General features: G+C 48.5%; 10 protein-coding genes. 1 reads left to right on the top strand and 9 read right to left on the bottom strand.

The features are described from left to right. Positions 1–45: 45 nt before the first annotated feature. The 7 genes from O3276_RS17725 to O3276_RS17695 all read right to left on the bottom strand — a co-directional run bounded on the left by O3276_RS17725 (position 46) and on the right by O3276_RS17695 (position 22408). Positions 46–2904 carry an RAP domain-containing protein gene (locus O3276_RS17725; protein WP_269672530.1) on the bottom strand — a complete coding sequence of 953 codons (2859 nt, stop codon included), beginning with the start codon at positions 2902–2904 and terminating at the stop codon, positions 46–48. Between the two features lie 63 nt (positions 2905–2967). Then, the gene (locus O3276_RS17720; RefSeq protein WP_269672529.1) at positions 2968–6603 is read right to left on the bottom strand and encodes a DUF1601 domain-containing protein; all 3636 of its coding nucleotides are present in this window, start codon (positions 6601–6603) and stop codon (positions 2968–2970) included. A gap of 53 nt (positions 6604–6656) precedes the next feature. Next, complete coding sequence (locus O3276_RS17715; protein ID WP_269672528.1) at positions 6657–9218, bottom strand: RAP domain-containing protein; 2562 nt, start codon at positions 9216–9218, stop codon at positions 6657–6659. A gap of 49 nt (positions 9219–9267) precedes the next feature. Further along, a complete protein-coding gene (locus tag O3276_RS17710; RefSeq protein ID WP_269672527.1) occupies positions 9268–12135 on the bottom strand; it encodes a DUF1601 domain-containing protein in 2868 nt (955 codons plus the stop codon). A 42-nt stretch (positions 12136–12177) separates the two neighbouring features. Further along, complete coding sequence (locus O3276_RS17705; protein WP_269672526.1) at positions 12178–15651, bottom strand: DUF1601 domain-containing protein; 3474 nt, start codon at positions 15649–15651, stop codon at positions 12178–12180. A gap of 53 nt (positions 15652–15704) precedes the next feature. Then, positions 15705–19184: an RAP domain-containing protein gene (locus tag O3276_RS17700; protein WP_269672525.1), complete on the bottom strand. Its 3480-nt coding sequence runs from the start codon at positions 19182–19184 to the stop codon at positions 15705–15707. A gap of 56 nt (positions 19185–19240) precedes the next feature. Beyond that, complete coding sequence (locus tag O3276_RS17695; protein WP_269672524.1) at positions 19241–22408, bottom strand: RAP domain-containing protein; 3168 nt, start codon at positions 22406–22408, stop codon at positions 19241–19243. A 255-nt stretch (positions 22409–22663) separates the two neighbouring features. Between O3276_RS17695 and O3276_RS17690 the strand changes: the two genes are divergently transcribed. Next, a protein-coding gene (locus O3276_RS17690; protein WP_269672523.1) for an IS5 family transposase occupies positions 22664–23439 on the top strand; the annotation gives its coding sequence in 2 pieces (ribosomal slippage) (positions 22664–23003 and positions 23003–23439; 777 coding nt in all). 79 nt (positions 23440–23518) lie between these two features. Here the strand turns inward: O3276_RS17690 and O3276_RS17685 are convergent. Together O3276_RS17685 and O3276_RS17680 are read right to left on the bottom strand one after the other, a co-directional pair. Continuing rightward, positions 23519–24430 carry an RAP domain-containing protein gene (locus O3276_RS17685; RefSeq protein WP_269672522.1) on the bottom strand — a complete coding sequence of 304 codons (912 nt, stop codon included), beginning with the start codon at positions 24428–24430 and terminating at the stop codon, positions 23519–23521. Continuing rightward, entirely contained in the window at positions 24316–26529 is a 2214-nt protein-coding gene (locus O3276_RS17680) for a DUF1601 domain-containing protein (protein WP_269672521.1), read from the bottom strand. Before O3276_RS17680 ends, O3276_RS17685 begins: the two co-directional genes overlap by 115 nt. Positions 26530–26544: the final 15 nt, after the last annotated feature.

Here is a 26544-nt window from a genome sequence, read left to right as displayed (position 1 = left end):
TAATAAAAAAGAAAGTACATCTCCAGCAGAATGTCAAACTGGTTCTTAAGTCATGTTGGAAGAGAATCGTTTATTGGCTCTCTTTCTCCTCCTTTTTCTCTTTTTTGGTCTATTTATTTGCTCTTCTGAATATTCTTCGGCAGTAGCATAACCGCCATCTGAAAATAGCCCTCCTTCATCAGCAGTAACGTATGCCTCATCGGCCACTCCCTCGCTACTGTGTAATACCGAACCATGAGCCTCCGGCTGGACGGCTAATTTTGTCGTTATTTGCTCAATAACTCTTTTCATTGAATCCTTATTCCAAAGCTTGTGCACCGGGATTTCAATGACTTCGAATCCTAATTTTTGCAGCAGCGCGACTTTCAGCAACGTTGCACCGTTCCTGGTTTTGAAATCACCACTCACATAATGATAAGGTCCCTGAACGTCGATCACAATGTTGTAATCTGGCAGTAGCAAGTCAACCGGAGGTAATGAGTTCAGACTCTTCTCTTCTTCAATCTGCAACGACGGAAGGCTTGACTGGAGTTGCTCGCGCAAGGTGATTTGAGATTGTGAAATGTTTGTCTGGTAATAGGGGGTCATCGCACACGGTCTCCCAAGCCAACTGGCGGCCATGACCATGACGGTTTGCGCCACTAAATCGTCCGGGAATGTACTTTCCAGGCGAGAAAACAGTTCACCTATGTGCTTTTCAAGCGGGTTTTTATTATTTCTACCAAAGCACAGATCAAACCTGGCACAGAATACCATGACTCCCCAGAGAGGCATCCATATATTTTGCTGGGAAAGCTGTGGGGTTTCACTGATTCTGGCGACCAGAGCATCCAGGGTAGATTTAATCAGGTTCAGCTCAATGGCTTCACCCAGTTTGGCCAGGGCCCACAGCAGGTTGCTGATACCTTGAGGAATGAAGCAGTCTCTCTCTTCTTTTGCTTCGGCTTTGGTTTTTACCCGGTACAACAGCGCGGTCAAAGTCTCTTTGAGCTTCGCTGTCTTCTCCAGCTCCAGCCCGATGTCCCCCAATTTCGCCAGGGCCCACACCAGGTTGGCGAGACCTTGAGCATTGAAGTGGTCTCTCTCGTCTTTTGATTCAGCTTTGGTTTTCACATGGTACAAAAGTGCGGCCAGAGCCTCTTTGAAGATCGCTGTCTTCTCCAGCTCCAGCCCGATGTCCACCAATTTTGCCAAGGCCCACAGTAGATTGACTATATGCTGAGGAATAAAGTGGTTTTTCGGTTCTTTGGCTTTGGTTTTCACATGGGGTAACAGCGCGGCTACCACCTCGGTGAGCTTTGGTACCTGCTCTGACTCCAACCCACTGTCCACCAGTTTCGCCACAGCCCACAGCAGGTTGGCAATACCTTGAGTGTTGAAGTAATCTTTCTTTTCTTTTGATTCGGCTTTGGTTTTCACATGGGGCAACAGCACGGCCAAGGCCTCGTTTAGCGGCCCTGTCTTCTCCAGCCCGTTGTCCACCAGTTTTGCCAGAGCCCACAGCAGGTTGATGGCAGCTTGAGTGTTGAAGCGGTCTTTCTCTTCTTTTGATTCGGCTTTGGCCTTCACATGGGGCAACAGTGCGACTACAACCTCTTTGAGCTTCGGTGTTTTCTCCAGCTCCAGCCCGTTGTCCACCAATCTTGCCACGGCCCACAGCAGGTTGCTGATATGCTGAGGAATAAAGTGGTCTTTCTCTTCTTTTGATTTGGCTTTGGTTTTCACACTGGCCAGCAGAGCGGCCACGGCCTCTCTGAACGTCAGTGTATTCTTCAGACCATTGTCCAACAGTTTCGCCATGGCCCACAGCAGGTTGGCGACTTCCTGTGGTTTGAAGTGGTCTGTCTCTTCTGTTGATCCAGCTTTGCTTTTCATCAGGGGCAACAGCGCGGCTACGGCCTCATATAGCGGCGCTGTCTTCTCCAGATCCAGCCCGTTTTCGACCAGTTTCGCCAGAGCCCACAGCAGGTTGGCGGTACCTTGAGAGCGGAAGTGGTCTTTCTCTTCTTTTGATTCGGCTTTCGTTTTGACAGGGAGCAACAGCGCGACCACAACTTCTTTGAGCTTCGGTGTCTTTTCCAGCTCCAGCCCGTTATCTACCAATTTTGCCACTGCCCACAGCAGGTTGGCGATATGCTGAGGAATATAGAAGTCTTTCCCCTCTTGTGATTCGGCTTTGATTTTCACCAGGGGCAACAGCGCGACCACGGCCTCTTTGAGCTTCGGTGTTTTCTTCAGCTCCAGCCCGTTACCAACCATTTTTGCCAGGGCCCACAGCAGGTTGGCGGTACCTTGGGCATTAATATCCCGGGCTTCAGGTTTTTGCTTGCACTTAACGATTACTGCATCAAGTAACGTTGACAATAAAGCTGCCTGAGCGTCCTTACTTTTCTCATTCAGGTATTGATGAGGGGTAAAAACACCCGCTGACGTAAATGCATGAACCGTTGTCGTCAGGCTTCGCCAGAGCCATCCGGGTGTCGCTTTAAAAGCGTGCAACAATGGTATCAGTTGACATTGTTCACTACGATTTAATGGTCTTTTTGACCTTGATGTGTATTGTTTGATTGAACAGGCAAATTGACTGTGTTTTCTCCCATTACAGCGATCACCATATTGAGTGGATGTCCTCACCAGGTCATCCATTGTTGCTTGTGTGACGAGAGCCTTAAAATCCTGAACCGGTTTTATTGAATGTCCTGGTGGATGGTGAGCAGAGCAGGCGTCAGAAGCAGGATAAAATTCATGACGCTCCGGGATATAGGGAAGTGGTGCGTTCGTGCGCCTCACTGTGCCATACCTGTATCGCCCACTTCCTGAAGCACCGGTATGATCATCCGGCTGATTATAATCATTACCTGATGTTGTGCATTTCCAACTTATACCAGCACTGCCGCTGTCCATAATTATATTTCATTAATTCATGGGAAATATAAAATGTAGACTACTCCACGGCATCAACAGGCTTTAGCCCGGATATTTCATAAACGTGCTAGTTTTTACTGGCTTTTTTCTCTTCCTTTTTCTCTTTTTTGGTTTATTTATTTGCTCTTCTAAATACTCTTCAGCGGTAAAATAACAGTCATCTGATAACTGCCATCCTTCATCGGCAGTAAAATATGCCTCATCTGCTGCCTCCTCACCACTGCTACGTAACACAAGACCATGGGACTCTGGCGAGACGGCTAACTTTATCTTTATTTGCTCAATAACTCTTTTCATTGAATCCTGGTTATTTATCTTATTCACCGGGATTTCAATGACCTCAAATCCTAATTTTTTCAGCAGGGCGACTTTCAATAAAGTTGAACCATTCCTGGTTTTGAAATCACCACACACGTAATGAGAAGGTCCCTGAACGTCGATCACCATGTTGTAATCTGGCAGTAGCAGGTCAACCGGAGGTAGCGAGTTCAGACTCTTTTCTTCTTCAATCTGTAAAGACGGAAAGCTTGACTGGAGTTGATCGCGTAAGTTGGATTGAGATTGTGAAGTGGTTGTCTCGTAATGGGGGGCCACCGAACACGCTCTTCCAAGCCAACTTGCGGCCATGGCAGCGATGCATGAAAACTCTGTATTGCTCGGGGGTAGACTTTCCAGACGAGAAAACAGTTTATCTATGTACTTTTCAAGGGCGTTTTTATTATCGTCACCGAAGTACAGATAATACCTGGCACAGAATACCATGACTCCCCAGAGTGAGACCGATATATTTGACTGAGAGAACTGAGGGTTTTCACTGAGTCTGCAGGCAAGAGAATCGAACGTAGATTTAACCAGCTTCAGCTCAATGGCCTCACCCAGTTTGGCCACGGCCCACAACAGGTTGGCGATATGCTGAGGGATAAAGTGGTCTTTCTCTTCTTTTGATTGGGCTTTGGTTTTCACATGGGGCAACAGCGCGACCACGGCCTCTTTGAGCTTTGCCACCTTCTCCAGTTCCAGCCCGTTGTCCACCAGTTTCGCCAGGGCCCACACCAGGTTGGTGACTTCCTGTGGCTTAAAGTGGTCTTTCTCTTCTGTTGATTCGGTTTTGGTTTTCACGTGGGGCAACAGCGCGGCCATGGCCTCTTTGAGCATTGGTGTCGTCTCCAGTGCCAGCCCATTGTCCACCAGTTTCGCCACGGCCCACACCAGGTTGGCAATATGCTGAGGAATAAATTGGCCTTTCTCTTCTGTTGACTCGGCTTTGGTTTTCAGATTGGGTAGCAGCACGGCTGCCGCCTCTGTGAGCTTTAGTGCCTTCTCCAGCTCCAGCCCATGCTCCAACAGTTTCACCACAGCCCACAGCATGTTAGCGATAGCTTGAGTGTTGAAGTAGTCTTTCTCTTCTTTTGATTCAACTCTGGTTTTCACCCGGAGCAACAGCGCGGCCACGGCCTCTTTCAACTTCGGTGTTTTCTCCAGCTCCAGACCATTGTCTACCAGTTTCGCCAGAGCCCACAGTAGATTGGCAACTTCCTGTGGCTTGAAGTGGTCTCTCGCTTCTTTTGATTCGACCATCGTTTTCACCAGGGGCAACAGCGTGTTGACGGCCTCTTTGAGCGTTGGTGCCTTCTCCAGCTCCAACCCGTTTTCGACCAGTTTCGCCAAAGCCCACAGCAGGTTAGCGATATGCTGAGGAATAAAGCGGTCTTTCTCTTGTGTTGATTCGGCCATAGTTTTCACATGGGGCAACAGCGCGGCCACAGTCTCTTTGAGCTTCGCTGTCTTCTCCAGCTCCAGCCCATTGTCCACCAGTTTCGCCACGGCCCACAGCAGGTTGTTGATGTGTTGAGGGATAAAGTGGATTTTCTCTTGTTTTAATTCAGCCCTGGTTTTTACACAGGACAAAAGTATGTCCACGGTCTCTTTAAGCTCCAGTGTCGTCTCCAGCTCCAGTCCGTTGTCCACCAGTTTCGCCACGGCCCACATCAGATTGACGGTTTCCTGTGGATTGAACTGGTCTCGCTCTTCTTTTGATTCGGCTTTGGTTTTCACTCGGGGAAACAGCGCAGCAACAGCCTCTTTGAGCCGCGGTGTTCTCTCAAACTCCAGCCCGTTGTCCACCAGTTTCGCCAGGGCCCACAGCAGGTTTGCCACTTCCTGTGGCTTGAAGTAGCCTTTTGACTTTCTGGTTTTCACATGGGGCAACAGTGCAGCGACGGCCTCTTTGAGCTTCGCTGTCTTCTCCAGCGCCAGCCCGTTGTCCACCAGTTTCGCCATGGCCCACAGCAGGTTGGCGACTTCCTGTGAAGTGAAGTGGTCTTTCTCTTCTTTTGATTCGGCTTTGGTTTTTACCAGGGGCAACAGCGCGGCTACCGCCTCTTTGAGCTGCGGCGTTTTCCCCAGTCCATTGTCCACCAGTTTTGCCGTGGCCCACAGCTGGTTAGCAGTAACTTGAGGGTTGACGTGGTCTCTCTCTTCTTTTGATTCGGCCTTGGTTTTTACCAGGGGCAACAGCGCGGCTACCGCCTCGTTGAGCTTTGGTGTTTTATCCAGCCCATTGTCCACCAGTTTCGCCATGGCCCACAGCAGGTTGGCGACTTCCTGTGGCTTGAAGTGGTCTTTCTCTTCTTTTGATTCGGCTTTGGTTTTTACCAGGAGCAACAGCGCGGCTACCGCCTCGTTGAGCTTTGGTGTTTTATCCAGCCCATTGTCCACCATTTTTGCCACGGCCCACAGCAGGTTGGCAGTACCTTGAGTGTTGAAGTGATCGTTCCCTTCTTGCGATTTGGCTTTGGTTTTCACATGGGACAACAGCGCGACCACGGTCTCTTTGAGCTTTGGTATCTTTTCCAGTACCAGCCCGTTGTCCAACAGTTTCGCCACAGCCCATAGCAGATTGGTGATTTCCTGTGGATTAAAGTGGTCTTTCTCTTCTATTGATTCGGCTTTGGTTTTCACAAGGGGCAACAGCGCGGCGACAGCTTCTTTGAGCTTCGGTGTCGTCTCCAGCTCAAGCCCGTTGCTCACCATTTTTGCCAGGGCCCACAGCAGATTGGCCGTACCCTGGGTATCAATACCCATGGCGTCAGGTTCTTGATTGCACTTAAGTATTACTGCATCAAGTAACGTTGACAAAAAAGCAGCCTGAGCCTCCTTGCCTCTCTCATTCATGTACTTATGTGGGGTAAAAACACCCGCTGATGTAAATGCATGAAGCGTCGTCGTCAGGCTTCGCCAGGGCCACCCGGATGTCGCTTTAAAATCGTGCAACAATGTTATCAGTTGGTGTTGTTCAGTTTGATTTAATGGTCTTTTTGACCTTAATGTGTATTGTTTGATTGAACAGGCAAATTGACAGTGTTTTTTCCCATCATAGCGATCACCATAATGAGCAGATATCCTCACCAGGTAATCCATTCTTTCTTGTGTTATAAGAGCATTAAAATCCTGAACCGGTTTTATTGCATGTCTTGGTGGATGGTTAGCAGAGCAGGCGTCAGAGGCACGATAAAATACATGACGCTTCGGAATATAGGGCAGTGGAGTATTCGTCCACCGCACTGTGCCATGCCTGTACCGCCCACTCCCTGAAGCACCGGTATGCTCATCCGGTTGATGATAATCATTACCTGATGTTGTGCATGCCCAACTTATACCAGCACCGCCTTTGTCCATAATTATATTTCATTAATTCATGGGAAATATAAAATGTAGACTACTCTACGGCATCAACAGACAGCAGTTTTTACTGGCTTTTTTCTCTTCCTTTTTCTCTTTTTGGGTTTATTTATTTGCTCTTCTAAATATTCTTCAGCGGTAACATAACAGTTATCTGAAAATTGCCCTCCTTCATCAGCAGTAAAATATGCCTCATCTACCACCCATTCGTTGCTGTCAGGTGACACAGGACCATGAGTCTCTGGCGAGACGGCTAACTTTGTCTTTATTTGCTCAATAACTCTTGTCATTGAATCCTGCTTCCAAAGCTTGTCCACCGGTATTTCAATAACCTCAAATCCTAATCTTTTCAGCAGAGCGACTTTCAATAAAGTCGAACCATTCCTGGTTTTGAAATCACCACTCACGTAGTGAGAAGGTCCCTGAACGTCGATCACCACGTTGTAATCTGGCAGTTGCAGGTCAACCGGGGGTAATGAGTTCAGACTCTGTTCTTCTTTAATCTTCAAAGACGGAAGGCTTGACTGGAGCTGATCGCGTAAGATGGCTTGAGATTGGGAAGTGATTGTCTGGTAATGGGGGCCCACTGGACAAGCCCTCCCAAGCCAACTTGCAGCCATGACAGTGATGAATGGAAACTCTGTATTGCACGGGGATGGACTTTCAAGGCGAGAAAACAGTTCATCTATGTGCTTTTCAAGGGTGTTTTTATTATCATCACCGAAGTACAGATAATACCTGGCACTGAATACCATGACTCCCCAGAGAGCCATTGATATATCTTGCTGAGAGAGCTGAGGGTGTTCACTGATTCTGTTGGCAAGAGAATCGAACATAGATTTAACCAGGTTCAGCTCAATGGCCTCACCCAGTTTCGCCACAGACCACAGCAGGCTGGCGATATGCTGAGGAATAAAGAGGTCTTTCTCTTCTTTTGATTCGGCTTTGGTTTTCACATCGAGCAGCAGCGCGGCCATGGCCTCTTTCAGCTTCGGTGTCTTCTCCAGCTCCAGCCCGTTACCCACCAAGGTTGCCACGGCCCACAGCAGGTTGGCGATATGCTGAGGAATAAAGAGGTCTTTCTCTTCTTTTGATTCGGCTTTGGTTTTCACATCGAGCAGCAGCGCGGCCATGGCCTCTTTGAGGGTTGCGGTCTTCTCCAGCTCCAACCCATTGTCCACCAGTTTCGCCAAGGCCCACAGCAAATTGGCGACTTCCTGTGGTTTCAAGCGGTCTTTCTCTGCTGTTGATTCGGCTTTGGTTTTCACAAGGGGCAACAACGCGGCCACGGACTCTTTGAGCTTCGGTGCCTTCCTCAGCGCCAGCCCATTGTCTACCAGTTTTGCCAGGGCCCACAGCAGGTTGGTGAGGTCCTGTGGCTTGAAGTGGTCTTGCTCTTCTGTTGATTCAGCTTTGGTTTTCACCCGGGGCAGCAGAGCAACCAAGGCCTCTTTGAGCTGCACTGCATTCTCCAGCTCCAGACCGTTGTCCACCAGTTTTGCCAAGGCCCATAGTAAGTTGGCGAGGTGCTGTGGCTTGAAGTGGTCTTTATCTTCTTTATCTTCTTTTGATTCGGCTTTGGTTTTTACCCGGAGCAACAGCGCGGCCACGGCCTCTTTAAGCTGCGCTGCATTCTCCAGCTCCAGACCGTTGCCCACCAGTTTTGCCAGAGCCCACAGCAAATTGACGACTTCCTGTGGTTTGAAGTGGTCTTTATCTTCTTTTGATTCGGCGTTGGTTGTCACGTAGGGCAACAGCGCGGCTACAGCACCTTTGAGCTTTGGTGTTATCTCTAGCCCGTTGTCTACCAATTTCGCCACGGCCCACAGCAGGTTGGAGATGTGCTGAGGGATAAAGTGGTCTTTCACCTCTTTTGATTCGGCTTTGGTTTTCACCTTGGGCAACAGTGCGGCCACAGCCTCTTTGAGCCTGGGTGTCTTTTCCAGCTCCAGCCCGTTGTCCACCAGTTTCGCCACGGCCCACAGCAGGTTGGTGCTACCTTGCGCATCAATATCACTGGTTTCAGTTTTTTGGTTGCACTTACGTATTACTGCAACAAGTAAAGTTGACAATAGAGCTTTCTGAGTTTCCTTACTTCCCTCACTCATGTACTTATGAGGGGTAAAAACACCCGCTGATGTAAATGAATGAAGCGTTGTCGTGAGGCTTCGCCAAGTCCACCCGGAGGTAGCTTTAAAATTGTGCAACAATGGTATCAGTTGGCGTTGTTCACTATGATGCAAAGGTCGTCTTGACGCTGAAGTGTATTGTTTGATTACAGTGGCAAATTGACTGTGTTTTTTACCATCATAGCGATCGCTATAACGAGCAGATATGCTCAGCAGGTAATCCATTCTTTCTTGTGTGATGAGAGCATTAAAATCATGAACAGGTTTTATTGAGTGTTTTTTTGCATGGTTAGCAGAAAAGCTGTCAGAAGCACGATACTCGTTACGCTTCTGGATATAGGCGAGTGGCGCATTCACCTGTCTGACTGGGCCATGCCAGTATCCCCCACTCTTTGATGAATCGGTACAATCATCTGGTTGATTATAATCATTACCTGATGTTGTGCATTGCCAACTGATACCAGCACCGCCTCTGTCCATCATTATATTTCATTAATTCATGGAAAAATAAAATATAGACTACTCTACGACATCAACAGGTAGCAGTTTTTACTGGCTTTTTTCTCTTCCTTTTTCTCTTTTTGGGTTTATTTATTTGCTCTTCTAAATATTCTTCAGCGGTAAAATAACAGTTATCTGAAAATTGCCCTCCTTCATCAGCAGTAAAATATGCCTCATCTGCCGCCCAGTCGCCGCTGCTAAATGACACAGAGCCATGAGCCTCTGGCAGGGCTAACTTTGCCTTTATTCGCTCAATAACTATTTTCATTGAATCCTGGTGATCAAGCTTGTTCACCGGGATTTCAATGACCTCAAATCCTGATTTTTTCAGCAGGGCTATTTTCAGCAAAGTCGAACCATTCCTGATTTTGAAATCACCACTCACGTAATGATAAGGTCCCTGAACGTCGATCACCGTGTTGTAATCTGGCAGTAGCAGGTCAACCGGAGGTAGTGAGTTCAGACTCTTTTCTTCTTCAATCTTCACAGACGGAAGGCTCGATCGGAGTTGCTCGCAGAAGGTGGATTGAGATTGTGAAATGATTGTCTGGTAATGGGGCACCACCGGACATGCTCTACCAAGCCAACTGGCGGCCATGGCAATGATGGAAAGATCCTCTATATTATTGCTTGGGGATGTATTTTCAAGGCGAGAAAACAGTTCACCTATGTGCTTTTCAAGCGGGTTTTTATTATCTCTACCAAAGTACAGATAAAACCTGGCACAGAATACCATGAATCCCCAGAGAAAGATTGATATATCTTGCTGAGAGAGCTGAGGGTTTTCACTGACTCTGTCGGCAAGAGAATTGAACATAGATTTAACCAGGTTCAGCTCAATGGCCTCACCCAGTTTTGCCATGGCCCACAGCAGGTTGACGGTACCTTGAGTATTGAAGTGATCTCTCTCTTCTGTTGATTCGGCTTTGGTTTTTACATGGTACAACAGCACGGCCAGGGTCTCTTTGAGCTTCGCTGTCTTCTCGAGCTCCAGCCCGTTGTCCACCAGTTTTGCCAAGGCCCACAGCAGGTTGGCGATACCTTGAGTGTTAAAGTGGTCTTTCTCTTCTTTTGATTCGGCTTTGGTTTTCACATCGAGCAGCAGCGCGGCCACGGCCTCTTTGAGCATTGCTGTGTTCTCCAGCTCCAAACCATTATCCACCAGTTTTGCCAGGGCCCACAGCAGGTTGGCGACTTCCTGTGGCTTGAAGTGGTCTTTCTCTGCTGTTGATTCGGCTTTGGTTTTCACATGGGACAACAGCGCGGCCACGGACTCTTTGAGCTTCGGTGCCTTCATCAGCGCCAGTCCATTGTCCACCAGTTTCGCCACGGCCCACATCAGGTTGGCGACTTCCTGTGGCTTGAAGTGGTCTTTTTCTTCTGTTAATTCGGCTTTGGTTGTCACATAGGGCAACAGCGTGGTCACAGCCTCGTTGAGCTTCGATATCTTCTTCAGCTCCAGCCCATTGTCCACCAGTTTCGCCACGGCCCACACCAGGTTGGCGACTTCCTGTGGCTTGAAGAGGTCTTTCTCTTCTTTTGATTCGGCTTTGGTTTTTACATGGGGCAACAGCGCGGCTACCGCCTCGTTGAGCTTCGGTGTCCTCTCCAGTTCCAGCCCGTTATCCACCAGTTTCGCCACGGCCCACAGCAAGTTGGTGACTTCCTGTGGATTGAAGTGGTCTTTCTCTTCTTTTGATTCGGCTTTGGTTTTTACCTGGGAAAACAGCGCGGCGATAACCTCGTTGAGCTTCGATATCTTCTTTAGCTTCAGCCCATTGTCCACCAGTTTCGCCACGGCCCACACCAGGTTGGCGACTTCCTGTGGATTGAAGTGGTCTTTCTCTTCTTTTGATTCGGCTTTGGTTTTTACATGGGGCAACAGCGCGGCTACCGCCTCGTTGAGCTTCGGTGTTTTCTCCAGCCCATTGTCCACCATTTTTGCCATGGCCCACAGCAGGTTGGCAGTACCTTGAGTGTTGAAGTGATCTTTCCCTTCTATTGATTCGGCTTTGGTTTTCACATGGGGCAGCAGCGCAGCTACTGCCTCGTTGAGCTTCGGTGTTTTCTCCAGCTCCAGCCCGTTGTCTACCAATTTCGCCACTGCCCACAGCAGGTTGGCGATATGCTGAGGGGTAAAATGGTCTTTCTCTTCTTCTTTTGATTCGGCTTTGGTTTTCACCTTGGGCAACAGTGCGGCCACAGCCTCTTTGAGCCTGGGTGTCTTTTCCAGCTCCAGCCCGTTGTCCACCAGTTTCGCCACGGCCCACAGCAGGTTGGTGCTACCTTGCGCATCAATATCACTGGTTTCAGTTTTTTGGTTGCACTTACGTATTACTGCAACAAGTAAAGTTGACAATAGAGCTTTCTGAGTTTCCTTACTTCCCTCACTCATGTACTTATGAGGGGTAAAAACACCCGCTGATGTAAATGAATGAAGCGTTGTCGTGAGGCTTCGCCAAGTCCACCCGGAGGTAGCTTTAAAATTGTGCAACAATGGTATCAGTTGGCGTTGTTCACTATGATGCAAAGGTCGTCTTGACGCTGAAGTGTATTGTTTGATTACAGTGGCAAATTGACTGTGTTTTTTACCATCATAGCGATCGCTATAACGAGCAGATATGCTCAGCAGGTAATCCATTCTTTCTTGTGTGATGAGAGCATTAAAATCATGAACAGGTTTTATTGAGTGTTTTTTTGCATGGTTAGCAGAAAAGCCGTCAGAAGCACGATACTCATTACGCTTCTGGATATAGGCGAGTGGCGCATTCACCTGTCTGACTGAGCCATGCCAGTATCGCCCACTCTTTGCAGAATCGGTACGATCATCCGGTTGTTGATAATCATTACCTGATGTTGCGCATTGCCAACTGATACCAGCACCACCTCTGTCCATCATTATATTTCATTAATTCATGGGAAATATAAAAAGTAGACTATTCTACAGTGTCATCAGGCAGTAGTTTTTACTGGCTTTTTTCTCTTCCTTTTTCTCTTTTTTTGGTTTCTTTGTTTGCTCTTCTAAATATTCTTCAGCGGTAAAATAACAGCTATCTGAAAATTGCCCTCCTTCATCGGCAGTAACGTATGCCTCATCTGCTGACCCCTCGCTGCTGTTATGTAACACAGAGTCATAAGCCTCCGGCGGGTCGGCTAATTTTATCTTTATCTGCTCAATAACTCTTTTCCTTGACTTCTGGTTCCCAAGCTTGTTCACCGGGATTTCAATGACCTCAAATCCTAATTTTTTCAGCAGAGCGATTTTCAACAAAGTCGAACCATTCCTGGTTTTGAAATCACCACCCACGTAATGGGAGGGTCCCTGAACGTCGAGCACCATGTTGTAATTTGGCAGTAGCAGGTCAACCGGAGGTAATGAGTTCAGACTCTTTTCTTCTTCAATCTTCAAAGACGGAAGGCTTGATCGCAGTTGATCGCAAAAGGTGGATTGGGATTGTGAAATGATTGTCTCGTAAAAGGGAACCACCGGACACGCTATCCCCAGCCAACTTGTGACCATGGCAATAATGGATGGATCCCCGGTATTGCCGGTGGGTGTATTTCCCAGGCGAGAAAAGAGTTCACCTATATGCTTTTCAAGCGAGTTTTTATTATTTTTACCGTAGGTCAGATAAAATCTGGCACAGAATGCCATGACTCCCCACAAAGACATCCATCTACTTTGCTGAGAGAGCCGGTGGTTTTCGCCGATTTTGCCAACAAGGGAATCTAACATTGATTTAACCACGTTAAGCTCAATAGCCTCACCCAGTTTTGCCACGGCCCACATCATGTTGGCGACTTCCTGTGGCTTGAATTGGTTTTTCTCTTCTTTTGATTCGGCTTTGGCTTTCACATGGCGCAACAGCGCGGCCAGGGCCTCTTTGAGCTTCGCTGTCTTCTCCAGCTCCAGCCCGTTGTCCACCAGTTTTGCCACGGCCCACAGCTGGTTGGCGATATGCTGAGGAGTGAAGTGGTCTGTCTCTTCTAATGATTCGGCTTTGGTTGTCACATGGGGCAACAGCGCAACCACGGCCTCTTTCAGCTTCGGTGTCTTCTCTAGCTCCAGTCCGTTGTCTACCAGTTTCGCCACGGCCCACAGCACGTTGGCGGTCTCTTTTGCGCTGAAGCGGTCTTTCTCTTCTTTTGATTCGGCGTAGGTTTTCACATAGGGCAACAACCAGGCCACGGCCTCTTTAAGCCTGGGTGTCTTCTCCAGTTCCAGCCCGTTGTCTACCAGTTTCGCCACAGCCCACAACAGGCTGGCGACTTCCTGTGGCTTGAAGTGGTCTTTCTCTTCTTTTGATTCGGCTTTGACTTTCACATGGGGCAACAACACGGCCACAACCTCTTTGAGCTGCGCTGTCTTCTCCAGCTCCAATCCGTTGTCCACCAGTTTTGCCACGGCCCACAGCAGGTTGGCGGTAGCTTGAGTGTTAAAGTGGTCTTTCTCTTCTTTTGATTCGGCTTTGGCTTTCACATGGTGCAACAGCACGGCCACGGCCTCTTTGAGCTTCGCTGTCTTCTCCAGCCCGTTGTCCACCAGTTTTGCCACGGCCCACAGCAGGTTAGCGATATTCTGAGGAATAAAGTGGCCTTTCCCTTCTTTTGATTCGGCTTTGGCTTGCACATGGCGCAACAGCGCGGCCAGGGCCTTTTTGAGCTTCGCTGTCTTCTCCAGCTCCAGCCCATTCTCCACCAGTTTTGCCACGGCCCACAGCAGGTTAGCAATATGCTGAGGAATAAAGTGGTCTTTCTCTGCTTTTGATTCGGCTTTGGTTTTCACATGGGGTAGCAGCGCGGCCACGGCCTCTTTTAGCTGCACTGTCTTCTCCAGCCCGTTGTCCACCAGTTTTGCCACGGCCCACAGCAGGTTAGCAATATGCTGAGGAATAAAGTGGTCTTTCTCTGCTTTTGATTCGGCTTTGGTTTTCACATGGGGTAACAGCGCGGCCACGGCCTCTTTTAGCTGCGTTGTCTTCTCCAGCCCGTTGTCCACCAGTTTTGCCACGGCCCACAGCAGGTTAGCAATATGCTGAGGAATAAAGTGGTCTTTCTCTGCTTTTGATTCGGCTTTGGTTTTCACATGGGGTAGCAGCGCGGCCACGGCCTCTTTGAGCTTGGGTGTTTTATCCAGCGCCAGCCCATTGTCCACTAATCTTGCCACGGCCCACATCAGGTTGGTGATATGCTGAGGAATAAAGTGGTCTTTCTCTGCTTTTGATTCGGCTTTGGTTTTCACATTGGCCAGCAGCGTGGCCACGGCCTCTCTGAACGTCGGTGTCTTCTTCAGACCATTGTCCAACAGTTTCGCCACGGCCCAAAGCAGGTTGGTGACTTCCTGTGGCTTGAAGTGGTCCTTCTCTTCTTTTGATTCAGCTTTGTTTTTCACATGGTGCAACAGCGCGGCTACGGCCTCTTTTAGCTGCGTTGTCTTCTCCAGATCCAGCCCGTTTTCGACCAGTTTCGCCAGAGCCCACAGCAGGTTGGCGGTACCTTGAGAGCGGAAGTGGTCTTTCTCTTCTTTTGATTTGGCTTTCGTTTTCACATGGAGCAACAGCGCGGCCACGACCTCTTTCAGCTTCGGTGTCTTCTCCAGCTCCAGCCCGTTATCTACCAATTTTGCCACTGCCCACAGCTGGTTGGCGATATGCTGAGGAATAAAGTGATCTTTCCCCTCTTTTGATTCGGCTTTGATTTTCACCAGGGGCAACAGCGCGGCCACGGCCTCTTTGAGCTTCGGTGTTTTCTCCAGCCCCAGCCCGTTACCAACCATTTTTGCCAGGGCCCACAGCAAGTTGGCGGTACCTTGGGCATCAATATCCCTGGCTTCAGGTTTTTGCTGGCACTTAACGATTACTGCATCAAGTAACGTGGACAATAAAGCTGCCTGAGCCTCCTTATGTCTCTCATTCAGGTATTTATGAGGGGTAAAAACACCCGCTGACGTAAATGAATGAACCGTTGTCGTCAGGCTTTGCCAAGGCCACCCGGGTGTCACTTTAAAAGCGTGCAACAATGGTATCAGTTGGCATTGTTCACTACGATTTAATGGTCTTTTTGACCTTGATGTGTATTGTTTGATTGAACAGGCAAATTGACTGTGTTTTTTCCCATTATAGCGATCACCATATTGAGTGGATGTCCTCACCAGGTCATCCATTGTTGCTTGTGTGACGAGAGCCTTAAAATCCTGAACAGGTTTTATTGAATGTCCCGGTGGATGGTGAGCAGAACAGGCGTTAGCAGCAGGATAAAATTCATGACGCTCCGGGATATAGGGAAGTGAAGTATTCGTCCGCCTCACTTTGCCATACCTGTATCGCCCACTTCCTGAAGCACCGGTATGATCATCCGGTTGATTATAATCATTACCTGATGTTGTGCATGTCCAACTTATACCAGCGCTGTCCATAATTATATTTCATTAATTCATGGGAAACATAAAATGTAGACTACTCCACTGCGTCAACAGGCATTAGTTTTACTGGCTTTTTTTCTCTTCCTTTTTCTCTTTTTTGGTTTATTTATTATTTGCTCTTCTAAATATTCTTCAGCGGTAAAATAACAGTCATCGGAAAATTGCCATCCTTCATCGGCAGTAAAGTATGCCTCACCTGCATCCCACTCGCGGCTGTCAGGTGACACAGGACCATGGACCTCTGACGAGTTGGCTAACTTTGTCTTTATTTGCTCAATAACTCTTTGTATTGAATACTGGTTATCAAGCTTGTTCACCGGTATTTCAATAAACTCAAATCCTAATTTTTTATATAGGGCGATTTTCAACAAAGTCGAACCATTCCTGGTTTTGAAATCACCACCCACGTAATGGGAAGGCCCCTGAACGTCGATCACCATGTTGTAATCTGGCAGTAGCAGGTCAACCGGAGGCAATGAGTTCAGACTCGTCTCTTCTTCAATCTTCAAAGAGGGAAGGCTTGATCGGAGTTGACCGCAAAAAATGGATTGTGATTGTGAAGTGGTTGTCTGGTAATGGGGAACCACCGGACAGGCTCTCCCCAACCAACTGGCGACCATGGCAATAATGGATGGATCCTCGGTATTGCCGGTGGGTGTATTTCCCAGGCAAGAAAATAGTTCACCCATGTGCTTTTCAAGTGAGTTTTTATTATTTTTACCGTAGGTCAGATAAAATCTGGCACAGAATGCCATAACTCCCCACAGAGACATCCATCTACCTTGCTGAGAGAGCGGGGTGTTTTCGCTGATTTTGCCGACAAGGGAAGCTAACGTGAATTTAACCACGTTCAGCTCAATAGCCTCACCCAGTTTTGCCACAGCCCATATCATGTTGGCGACTTCCTGTGACTTGAATTGGTCTTTCTCTTCTTTTGATTCGGCTTTGGCTTTCACATGGCGCAACAGCGCAGCCAGGGCCTCTTTGAGCTTCGCTGTCTTTTCCAGCTCCAGCCCGTTGTCCACCAGTTTTGCCACGGCCCACAGCTGGTTGGCGATATGCTGAGGAGTGAAGGGGTCTGTCTCTTCTAATGATTCGGCTTTGGTTGTCACATGGGGCAACAGCGCAACCACGGCCTCTTTCAGCTTCGGTGTCTTCTCCAGCTCCAGTCCGTTGTCTACCAGTTTCGCCAAGGCCCACAGCACGTTGGCGGTCTCTTTTGCGCTGAAGTGGTCTTTCTCTTTTTTTGATTCGGCGTAGGTTTTCACATAGGGCAACAACCAGGCCACGGCCTCTTTAAGCCTGGGTGTCTTCTCCAGTTCCAGCCCGTTGTCTACCAGTTTCGCCACAGCCCACAACAGGCTGGCGACTTCCTGTGGCTTGAAGTGGTCTTTCTCTTCTTTTGATTCGGCTTTGACTTTCACATGGGGCAATAACACGGCCACAACCTCTTTGAGCTGCGCTGTCTTCTCCAGCTCCAATCCGTTGTCCACCAGTTTTGCCACGGCCCACAGCAGGTTGGCGGTAGCTTGAGAGTTAAAGTGGTCTTTCTCTTCTTTTGATTCGGCTTTGGCTTTCACATGGTGCAACAGCACGGCCACGGCCTCTTTGAGCTTCGCTGTCTTCTCCAGCCCGTTGTCCACCAGTTTTGCCACGGCCCACAGCAGGTTGGCGGTAGCTTGAGTGTTAAAGTGGTCTTTCTCTTCTTTTGATTCGGCTTTGGCTTTCACATGGCGCAACAGCGCGGCCAGGGCCTCTTTGAGCTTCGCTGTCTTCTCCAGCTCCAGCCCGTTCTCCACCAGTTTTGCCACGGCCCACAGCAGGTTGGCGGTAGCTTGAGTGTTGAAGTGGCCTTTCTCTTCTTTTGCTTCGGCTTTGGCTTTCACATGGTGCAACAGCGCAGCCAGGGCCTCTTTTAGCTGCGCTGTCTTCTCCAGCTCCAGCCCGTTCTCCACCAGTTTTGCCAAGGCCCACAGCAGGTTGGCGGTAGCTTGAGTGTTGAAGTGGCCTTTCTCTTCTTTTGCTTCGGCTTTGGCTTTCACATGGTGCAACAGCGCAGCCAGGGCCTCTTTGAGCTTCGCTGTCTTCTCCAGCCCGTTCTCCACCAGTTTCGCCAGGGCCCACATCAGGTTGGCGGTAGCTTGAGTGTTGAAGTGGTCTTTCTCTGCTTTTGATACGGCTTTGGTTTTCACATGGGGCAACAGCGCGGCCACCGCCTCTTTGAGCTTCGGAGTGCTCTCCAGCTCCAGCCCGTTCTCCACCAGTTTCGCCAGGGCCCACAGCTGGTTGGCGATCTGCTGAGGAATAAAGTGGTCTTTCTCTTGTTTTGATTCAGCCTTGGTTTTCACATGGGGCAACAGTACAGCCACAACCTCTTTGAGCTTCGGTACCTTCTCCAGCTCCAGTCCGTTCTCCACCAGTTTCGCCAGGGCCCACAGCTGGTTGGCGATCCCTTGAGCGGTAAAGTGCTCTTTCTCTTCTTTTGATTCGGCTGTGGTTTTCACATGAGGCAACAGCACGGCCACGGTCCCTTTGAGCTTTGGAGTCTTCTCCACCCCCTTGTCCACCAATTTCGCCAGGGCCCACAGCAGGATGCTGATATGCTGAGGAATAAAGTGGTCTCTCTCTTCTTTTGATTTAGCTCTGGCCTCCACATGGGGCAACAGTGCGGCCATAACCTCTCTGAGCATCAGTCCCTTATCCGGCTCCAGCCCGTTGTCCACCAGTTTCGCAACAGACCACAGCAGGTTGGCGATATGCTGAGGAATAAAGTGTTCTCTCTCTTCTGGTGATTTGGCTTTGGCTTTAACATGGGTCAACAGTGCGGCAACAGCCTTTTTGAGCTTCGGTGTTTTCTCCAGCTCCAGCCCGTTGTCCACCAGTTTCGCTACCGACCACAGCAGGTTATTGATACCGTGTACATCAAGATCTCTGGCTTCAAGTGTTTGGCTGCAATTAAGTATTACTTGATCAAGTAAAGTGGACAGTAAAACAGCTTGAGTTTTCTTAACCCACTCTTCCGTGTATGTATGAGAAGTAAAAACCCCCGCTGAAGTAAATGAATGAAACGTCGTCGTCAGACTTCGCCAGGTCCACCCGGGTGTTGCTTTAAAATCGTGCAACAAGGGTATCAGTTGGCGTTGTTCACTATGATTCAGAGGTCGTTTTGACGCTGAAGTGTAGTGTTTGATTGAAAGGGCAAATTGACAGTGTTTTTTACCATCATAATGATCACCATAATGAGTAGATATCTTCATCATGTAATCTATTTTTTCTGGTGTGATGAGAGCTTTGAAAGCATGCACAGGTTTTATTGAATGTCTTGGTGGATGGTCAGTAGAGCAAGCGTCAGAAGCAGCATAAAATCCGTTACTCTCCCGGACATAGGCGAGCGGCGCATCCAACTGTCTGACTGTACCATGCCAGCATCGCCCATTTTTTGCAGAATCAGTACGATCATCCGGTTGTTTATAATCATTACCTGATGTTGTGCATTGCCAACTGACACCAGCACCGCCTCTGTCCATAATTATATTTCATTAATTCATGGAAAATATAAAATGTAGACTACTCTACGGCGTCATCAGGCAGTAGTTTTTACTGGCTTTTTTCTCTTCCTTTTTCTCTTTTTTGGTTTTTTTGTTTGCTCTTCTAAATATTCTTCGGCAGTAAAATAACAGTCATCTGAAAATTGCCCTCCTTCATCGGCGGTAACGTATGCCTCATCTGCCGCCTCCTCGCCGCTGTTAAGTGAAACAGTGCCACGAGCCTCTGGCGGGACGGCTAACTTTGTCTTTATTTGCTCAATCACTATTTTTATTGAATCCTGCTTCATAAGCTTGGTCACCGGGATTTCAATGACCTCAAATCCTAATTTTTGTAGCAGAGCGATTTTCAGCAAAGTCGGACCATTCCTGGTTTTGAAATCACCACTCACGTAATGGAAAGGTCCCTGAATGTCGATCACCATATTGTAATCTGGCAGTAGCAGATCGACCGGAGGTAATGAGTTCAGACTCTTTTCTTCTTCAATCTTCAAAGACGGAAAGCTCGATTGCAGGTGATCGCGGAAGGTGGATTGAGATTGTGAAGTGTTTGTCGTGTAATAAGGGATGACTGGACACGCTCTCCCAAGCCAACATGCAGCCATGGCAATGATGGATTGATCCTCTATACTGCCCGGGGCTGTATTTTCCAGGCGAGAAAATAGTTCGCCTATGTGCTTTTCAAGGGAGTGTTTATCATTACTACCTGAGTCCAGGTAAAATCTGGCGCAGAATACCATGACTCCCCAGAGAGACATCAATATATCTTGTTGAGAGAATTGAGGGTTTTCACCGATTCTATCGACAAGAGAATCTAACGTAGATTTAATCAGGTTCAGCTCAATGGCCTCACCCAGTTTCGCCAGGGCCCATAGCAAGTTGGCGGTACCTTGAGTGCTGAAGTGGTCTTTCTCTTCTTTTGATTTGGCTTTGGTTTTCACAAGGAGCAACAGCGCGGCCAGGGCCTCTTTGAACTTCGGTGTCTTCCCCAGCTCCAGCCCGTTGTCCACCAGTATCACCACGGCCCACAGCAGGCTGATGATACCTTGAGACTTGAAGCGGTCTTTCTCTTCTTTTGATTCGGCTTTGGTTTTCACATGGGGCAACAGCGCGGCCACGGCCTCTTTGAGCTTCGTTGTTTTCTCCAGCCCCAGCCCGTTATCCACCAGTTTCGCCAGCGCCCACAGCAGGTTGACGACTGCCTGTGGCTTGAAGTGGTCTTTCTCTTCTTTTGATTCGGCTTTGGTTTTCACATGGGGCAATAGCGCATCCACGGCCTCTTTGGGCTTCGGTGTTTTCTCCAGCCCCAGCCCGTTGTCCACCAGTTTCGCCAGCGCCCACAGCAGGTTGACGACTGCCTGTGGCTTGAAGTGGTCTTTCTCTTCTTTTGATTCGGCTTTGGTTTTCACATGGGGTAACAGCGCGGCCACGGCCTCTTTTAGCCTCGTTGTTTTCTCTAGCCCGTGGTCCACCAGTTTCACCAGGGCCCACAGCAGGTTGGCGATATGCTGAGTAATAAAGTGCTCTTTCTCTTCTTTTGATTCGGCTTTGATTTTCACATGTGGTAATAGCGCGGCCACGGCCTCTTTGAGCTTCGGTGTTTTCTCCAGCTCCAACCCGTTATCCACCAGTTTCGCCAAGGCCCACAGCAAGTTGGCAATACCTTGAGTTTTAAAGCGGTCTTTCTCTTCTTTTGCTTCGGCTTTGGTTGCCACATGGGGCAACAGCGCGTTCACAGCCTCTTTGAGCTTCGCTGTCTTCTCCAGCGCCAGCCCATTGTCCACCAGTTTTGCCATGGCCCACAGCAGGTTGGCGATATGCTTAGGAATAAAGTGTTCTTTCTTTGCTTCCGCTTTGGTTTTCACCTGGAGCAACAGCGCGGCCACAGCCTCTTTGAGCTTCTTTCTCTTCTCCAGCTTGAGCCCGTTTTCCACCAGTTTCGCTATTGCCCACAGCAGGTTGGTGACCGCCTGTGGCGTGAAGTGGTCCTTCTCTTCTTTTGATTCGGCGTTGGTTTTCACATAGGGCAACAGCGCACACACGGCCTCGTTGAGCTTCGTTGTCTTCTCCAGCTCCAGTCCGTTGTCCACCAGTTTTGCCATGGCCCACAGGAGATTGGCGACTTCCTGTGGCTTGTAGTGGTCTTTCTCTTTTTTGGATTCGGCTTTGGTTTTCACATGGGGCAACAGCGCGGCCACGGCCTCTTTGAGCTTCGGCGTCTTCTCCAGCTTCAGCCCGTTGTCCACCAGTTTCGCCAGGGCCCACAGCAGATTAGCGGTACCTTGAGTGTTAAAGTGCTCTTGCTCTTCTTTTGATTCGGCTTTGGTTTGCACCTGGAGTAACAGCGCAGCCACGGCCTCTTTCAGCTTCGGTGTCTTCTCCAGCGCCAGACCATTGTCCACCAGTTTCGCCAGGGCCCACAGCAGGTTAGTGGTACCTTGAGTGTTGAAGCAGTCTTTATCTTCTTTTAATTCGGCTTTGGTTTTCACCAGGGGCAACAGCGCAACCACGGCCTCTTTCAGCTTCGCTGTCTTCTCCAGCGCCAGCCCATTGTCCACCAGTTTCGCTACGGCCCACAGCAGGTTGACGGTACCTTGTGCATTAATACTCCTGACATCAGGCTTTTGGTTGCACTTAAGTATTACAGGATCAAGTAAAGTTGACAGTAGAGCAGCTTGAATTTCCTTAACCCACTCATCCATGTATTTATGAGGGGTAAAAACACCCGCTGAAGTAAAGGAATGAAACGTTGTCGCCAGGCTTCGCCAGGTCCACCCGGGTGTCGCTTTAAAATTGTGCAACAACGGTATCAGTTGGCGTTGTTCACTATGATGCAAAGGTCGTTTTGACGCTAAAGTGTAGTGTTTGATTGAAAGGGCAAATTGACAGTGTTTTTTACCATCATAGTGATCACCATAATGAGTAGGTATCTTCATCATGTAATCTATTTTTTCTGGTGTGATGAGAGCTTTGAAACCATGAACAGGTTTTATTGAGTGTCTTGGTGGATGGTCAGTAGAGCAGGCGTCAGAAGCAGCATAAAATCCGTTACTCTCCCGGACATAGGTGAGCGGCGCATCCAACTGTCTGACTGTGCCATGCCAGCATCGCCCACTTTTTGCACCATCGGTACGATCATCCGGTTGTTTATAATCATTACCTGATGTTGCGCATTGCCAACTGACACCCGCACCGCCTCTGTCCATAATTATATTTCATTAATTCATGGGAAATATAAAAAGTAGACTACTCTATCCCGGATATTTCATAAACGTGCTCCCGCTCTCGCTTGTCCTTTGCCGCTCTGAGGGAGTTTTGTTCAGTCGACCGTACTCCCCGGTACGGCGCTCCTTCACAAAATCCCTCAGAGACTGTTGTAAAAGTTACTGACCATTAACTCAGGATAAAAAACTCAACGTCGTCTATAACTACAGTATCTGATTAGTTTAAGGAGGATAATTATGTATCCATCCGACCTGACCAATGACGAGTGGGCAATCCTCAAGCCTCTATTCCCTGACCCTGGCTATGATACTCCAAAAAATGGGCGACCACGCGACTGGAGTTATCGTCTGATATTGAATGCCATATTCTATCTCACTAAAACAGGCTGTCAGTGGCGAATGCTGCCTTCTGACTTTCCACCATGGAGTACTGTCTACACCTATTTTCGAATCTGGAAACAAGATGGCACATGGAAGAAGGTGCATGATGCTCTTCGTGACCAGGTGCGAATTCAGGCGGGCAAAGAGCCACAACCAACAGCAGCAAGCATTGACTCCCAATCCGTGAAAACCTCGGTAAAAGGGGGGATCGAGGCTATGATGGCGGGAAGAAAATAAAAGGCAGAAAACGTCATATAGCTGTTGATACTCTTGGCCTGATTCTGGTGGTATGGGTACACGCAGCCGCATTTAGTGATAGTTTTGCAGGTCAATTCATACTGGCTCACCTTAAGAAATACTTTAAAAACATCCGGAAAGTCTGGGCTGATTGTGGCTACCGGGGTTACCTTGAAGAGTGGTTTTATCGCTTCAAACCCAAAAGGGAACTTGAAATCACAAAACGCCCACGGGGAAAGTTTGTCGTTCAAGCCAGGCGCTGGGTTGTGGAGAGAACCTTTGGCTGGTTTGAAGGATCCAGACGTTTATCTAAAGACTATGAACAGCTGCCAAGGAGTTCAGAAGCCTTCGTTTATATATGCATGATTCGCATAATGCTACGAAGGTTTAAGTAGTTTTAAAACAGCCTCTCAGAGCGACAAAGTCCTGCGCGAGATTCGGGGCAGTTTATGAAATATCCGGGCTATGGCATCGTCAGTCAGCCGTTTTCACTGACTTTTTTCTCCTCCTGTTTCTCTTTTTTGTTTTTTTGATTGGCTCTTCTACATATTCTTCAGCGGTAAAATAGCAGTCATCGGAAAATTCCCCTCCTTCATCGGCAGTAACGTATGCCTCATCTACTGCCCCCTCGCCGCTGTTATATAACAAAGAGCCATAAACCTTTGGCAGGACAGCTAACTTTGTCTTTATTTGCTCAATAACTATTTTTATTGAATCCTGGTTCCCAAGCTTGTTCACCGGGATTTCAATGACCTCAAATCCTGATTTTTTCAGCAGAGCGATTTTCAACAAAGTCGGACCATTCCTGGTTTTGAAATCACCACCCACATAATGGGAAGGTCCCTGAATGTCGATAACCATGTTGTACTCTGGCAGTAGCAGGTCAACCGGAGGTAATGAGTTCAGACTCTTTTCTTCTTCAATCTTCAACGAAGGAAGGCTTGATTGGAGTTGATCGCGGAGGGTGGATTGATATTGTGAAATGATTGTCGTGTAATAAGGGATGACCGGACACGCTCTCCCAAGCCAAATTGCCGCCATGGCCATGATGCATTGATCCTCTATATTGCCCGGGGAGGTATTTTCCAGGCGAGAAAATAGTTCGCCCATGTGCTTTTCAAGAGAGTGTTTATCATTACTACCTGAGTCCAGATAAAACCTGGCACACAATACCATGATGCCCCAGAGAGACATCAATATATCTGGTTGAGAGAATTGAGGGTTTTCACTGATTCTGTCGACAAAAGGATCAAACGTAGATTTCACCAGGTTCAGCTCAATGGCCTCACCCAGTTTCGCCAGGGCCCACAGCAAGTTGGCGGTACCTTGAGTGCTGAATTGGTCTTTCTCTTCTTTTGATTTGGCTTTGGTTTTCGCATGGTGCAATAGCGCGGCCAGGGTCTCTTTGAGCTTCGATCTCTTCCCCAGCTCCAGCCCGTTGTCCCCAGTATCACCACGGCCCACAGCACGTTGATGATACCTTGAGACTGGAAGCAGTCTTTCTCTTCTTTTGATTCGGCTTTGGTTTTCACCTGGGGCAACAGCGCGGCCACGACCTCTTTGAGCTGCGTTGTTTTCTCCAGCCCGTTGTCCACCAGTTTTGCCATTGCCCACAGCAAATTGGCGATGCCCTGAGGTTTGAACTGGTCTTTCTCTTCTTTTGATGCGGCTTTGATTTTCACCTGAGCCAGCAGTGTGACCAGAACCTCTTTAAGCTTCGCTGTCTTCTTCAACTCCAGTCCGTTGTCAACCAATTTCGCCATGGCCCACAGCAGGTTGGAGATATGTTGAGACATAAAGTAGTCTTTCTCTTCTTTTGATTCGGCTTTGATTTTCATCAGGGGCAACAGCGCGGCCACGGCCTCTTTGAGCTTCGGTGTTTTCTCCAGCCCGTTGTCCACCAGTTTCGCCAGCGCCCACAGCAGGTTGACGACTGCCTGTGGCTTGAAGTGGTCTTTCTCTTCTTTGGATTCGGCTTTGGCTTTCACATGGTACAACAACACGGCCATGGCTTCTTTGAGCTTCGGTGTCTTCTCCAGCTCCAGCCCGTTGTCCACCAGTTTTGCCAGAGACCAGAGCAGGTTGGTGATCGTTTGAGTGTTAAAGTGGCCCTTCTCTTCTTTTGATTCGGCTTTGGTTTTCACATGGGGCAACAGCGCGGCCACGACCTCTTTGAGCTTCGTTGTCTTCTCCAGCGCCAACCCGTTGTCCACCAGTTTCGCCAGGGCCCACAGCAGGTTGTTGATAGCTTGAGTGTTCAGGTGGTCCTTCTCTTCTTTTGATGCGGCTTTGGTTTTCACACAGGGCAACAACGCACACACGGCCTCTTTGAGCTTCGCTGTCTTCTCCAGTGCCAGTCCGTTGTTCACCAGTTTTGCCATGGCCCACAGTAGATTGGCGACTTCCTGTGGCTTGAAGTGGTCTTTCTCTTGTTTTGATTCGGCTTTGGTTTTCACATGGCGTAACAGCGCGGCCACGGCCTCTTTCAGCTTCGCCATCTCCAGCTGCAGCCCATTGTCCACCAGTTTCGCCAGGGCCCACAGCAGGTTAGAGGTACCTTGAGTGCTGAAGCGGTCTTTCTCTTCTTTTGATTCAATTTTGGTTTTCACCTGGGGTAACAGCGCAGCCAGGGCCTCTTTCAGCTTCGGTGTCTTCTCCAGCGCCAGCCCATTGTCCACCAGTTTCGCCATGGTCCACACCAGGTTAGAAATACCTTGAGTGTTGAAGCGGTCTTTCTCTTCTTTTGCTTCGGCTTTGGTTTGCACATGGGGCAACAGCACAACCACGGCCTCTTTCAGCTTCGCTGTCTTCTCCAGCGTCAGACCATTGTCCACCAGCTTTGCAACGGCCCACAGTAGGTTGGCGGTACCCTGTGCATTAATATCCCTGGCGTCAGGTTTTTGGTTGCACTTAAGTATTACAGGATCAAGTAAAGTTGACAGTAGAGTAGCTTGAATTTCCTTAACCCACTCATCCATGTATTTATGAGGGGTAAAAACACCCGCTGAAGTAAAGGAATGAAACGTTGTCGCCAGGCTTCGCCAGGTCCACCCGGGTGTCGCTTTAAAATCGTGCAACAACGGTATCAGTTGGCGTTGTTCACTATGATGCAAAGGTCGTTTTGACGCTAAAATGTAGTGTTTGATTGAAAGGGCAAATTGACAGTGTTTTTTACCATCATAGTGATCACCATAATGAGCAGATATCTTCATCATGTAATCTATTTTTTCTGGTGTGATGAGAGCTTTGAAACCATGAACAGGTTTTATTGAATGTCTTGGTGGATGGTCAGTAGAGCGGGCGTCAGAAGCAGCATAAAATTCATTACTCTCCCGGACATAGGCGAGTGGCGCATCCAACTGTCTGACAGTACCATGCCAGCATCGCCCACTTTTTGCACAATCGGTACGATCATCCGGTTGTTTATAATCATTACCTGACGTTGTGCATTGCCAACTGACACCAGCACTGCTTCTGTCCATCATTATATTTCATTAATT

Origin of the sequence: Endozoicomonas sp. GU-1 (genome assembly GCF_027366395.1) — a bacterium.
Taxonomy (GTDB): domain Bacteria; phylum Pseudomonadota; class Gammaproteobacteria; order Pseudomonadales; family Endozoicomonadaceae; genus Endozoicomonas.
This window is presented reverse-complemented; position numbering and strand designations above follow the sequence as displayed.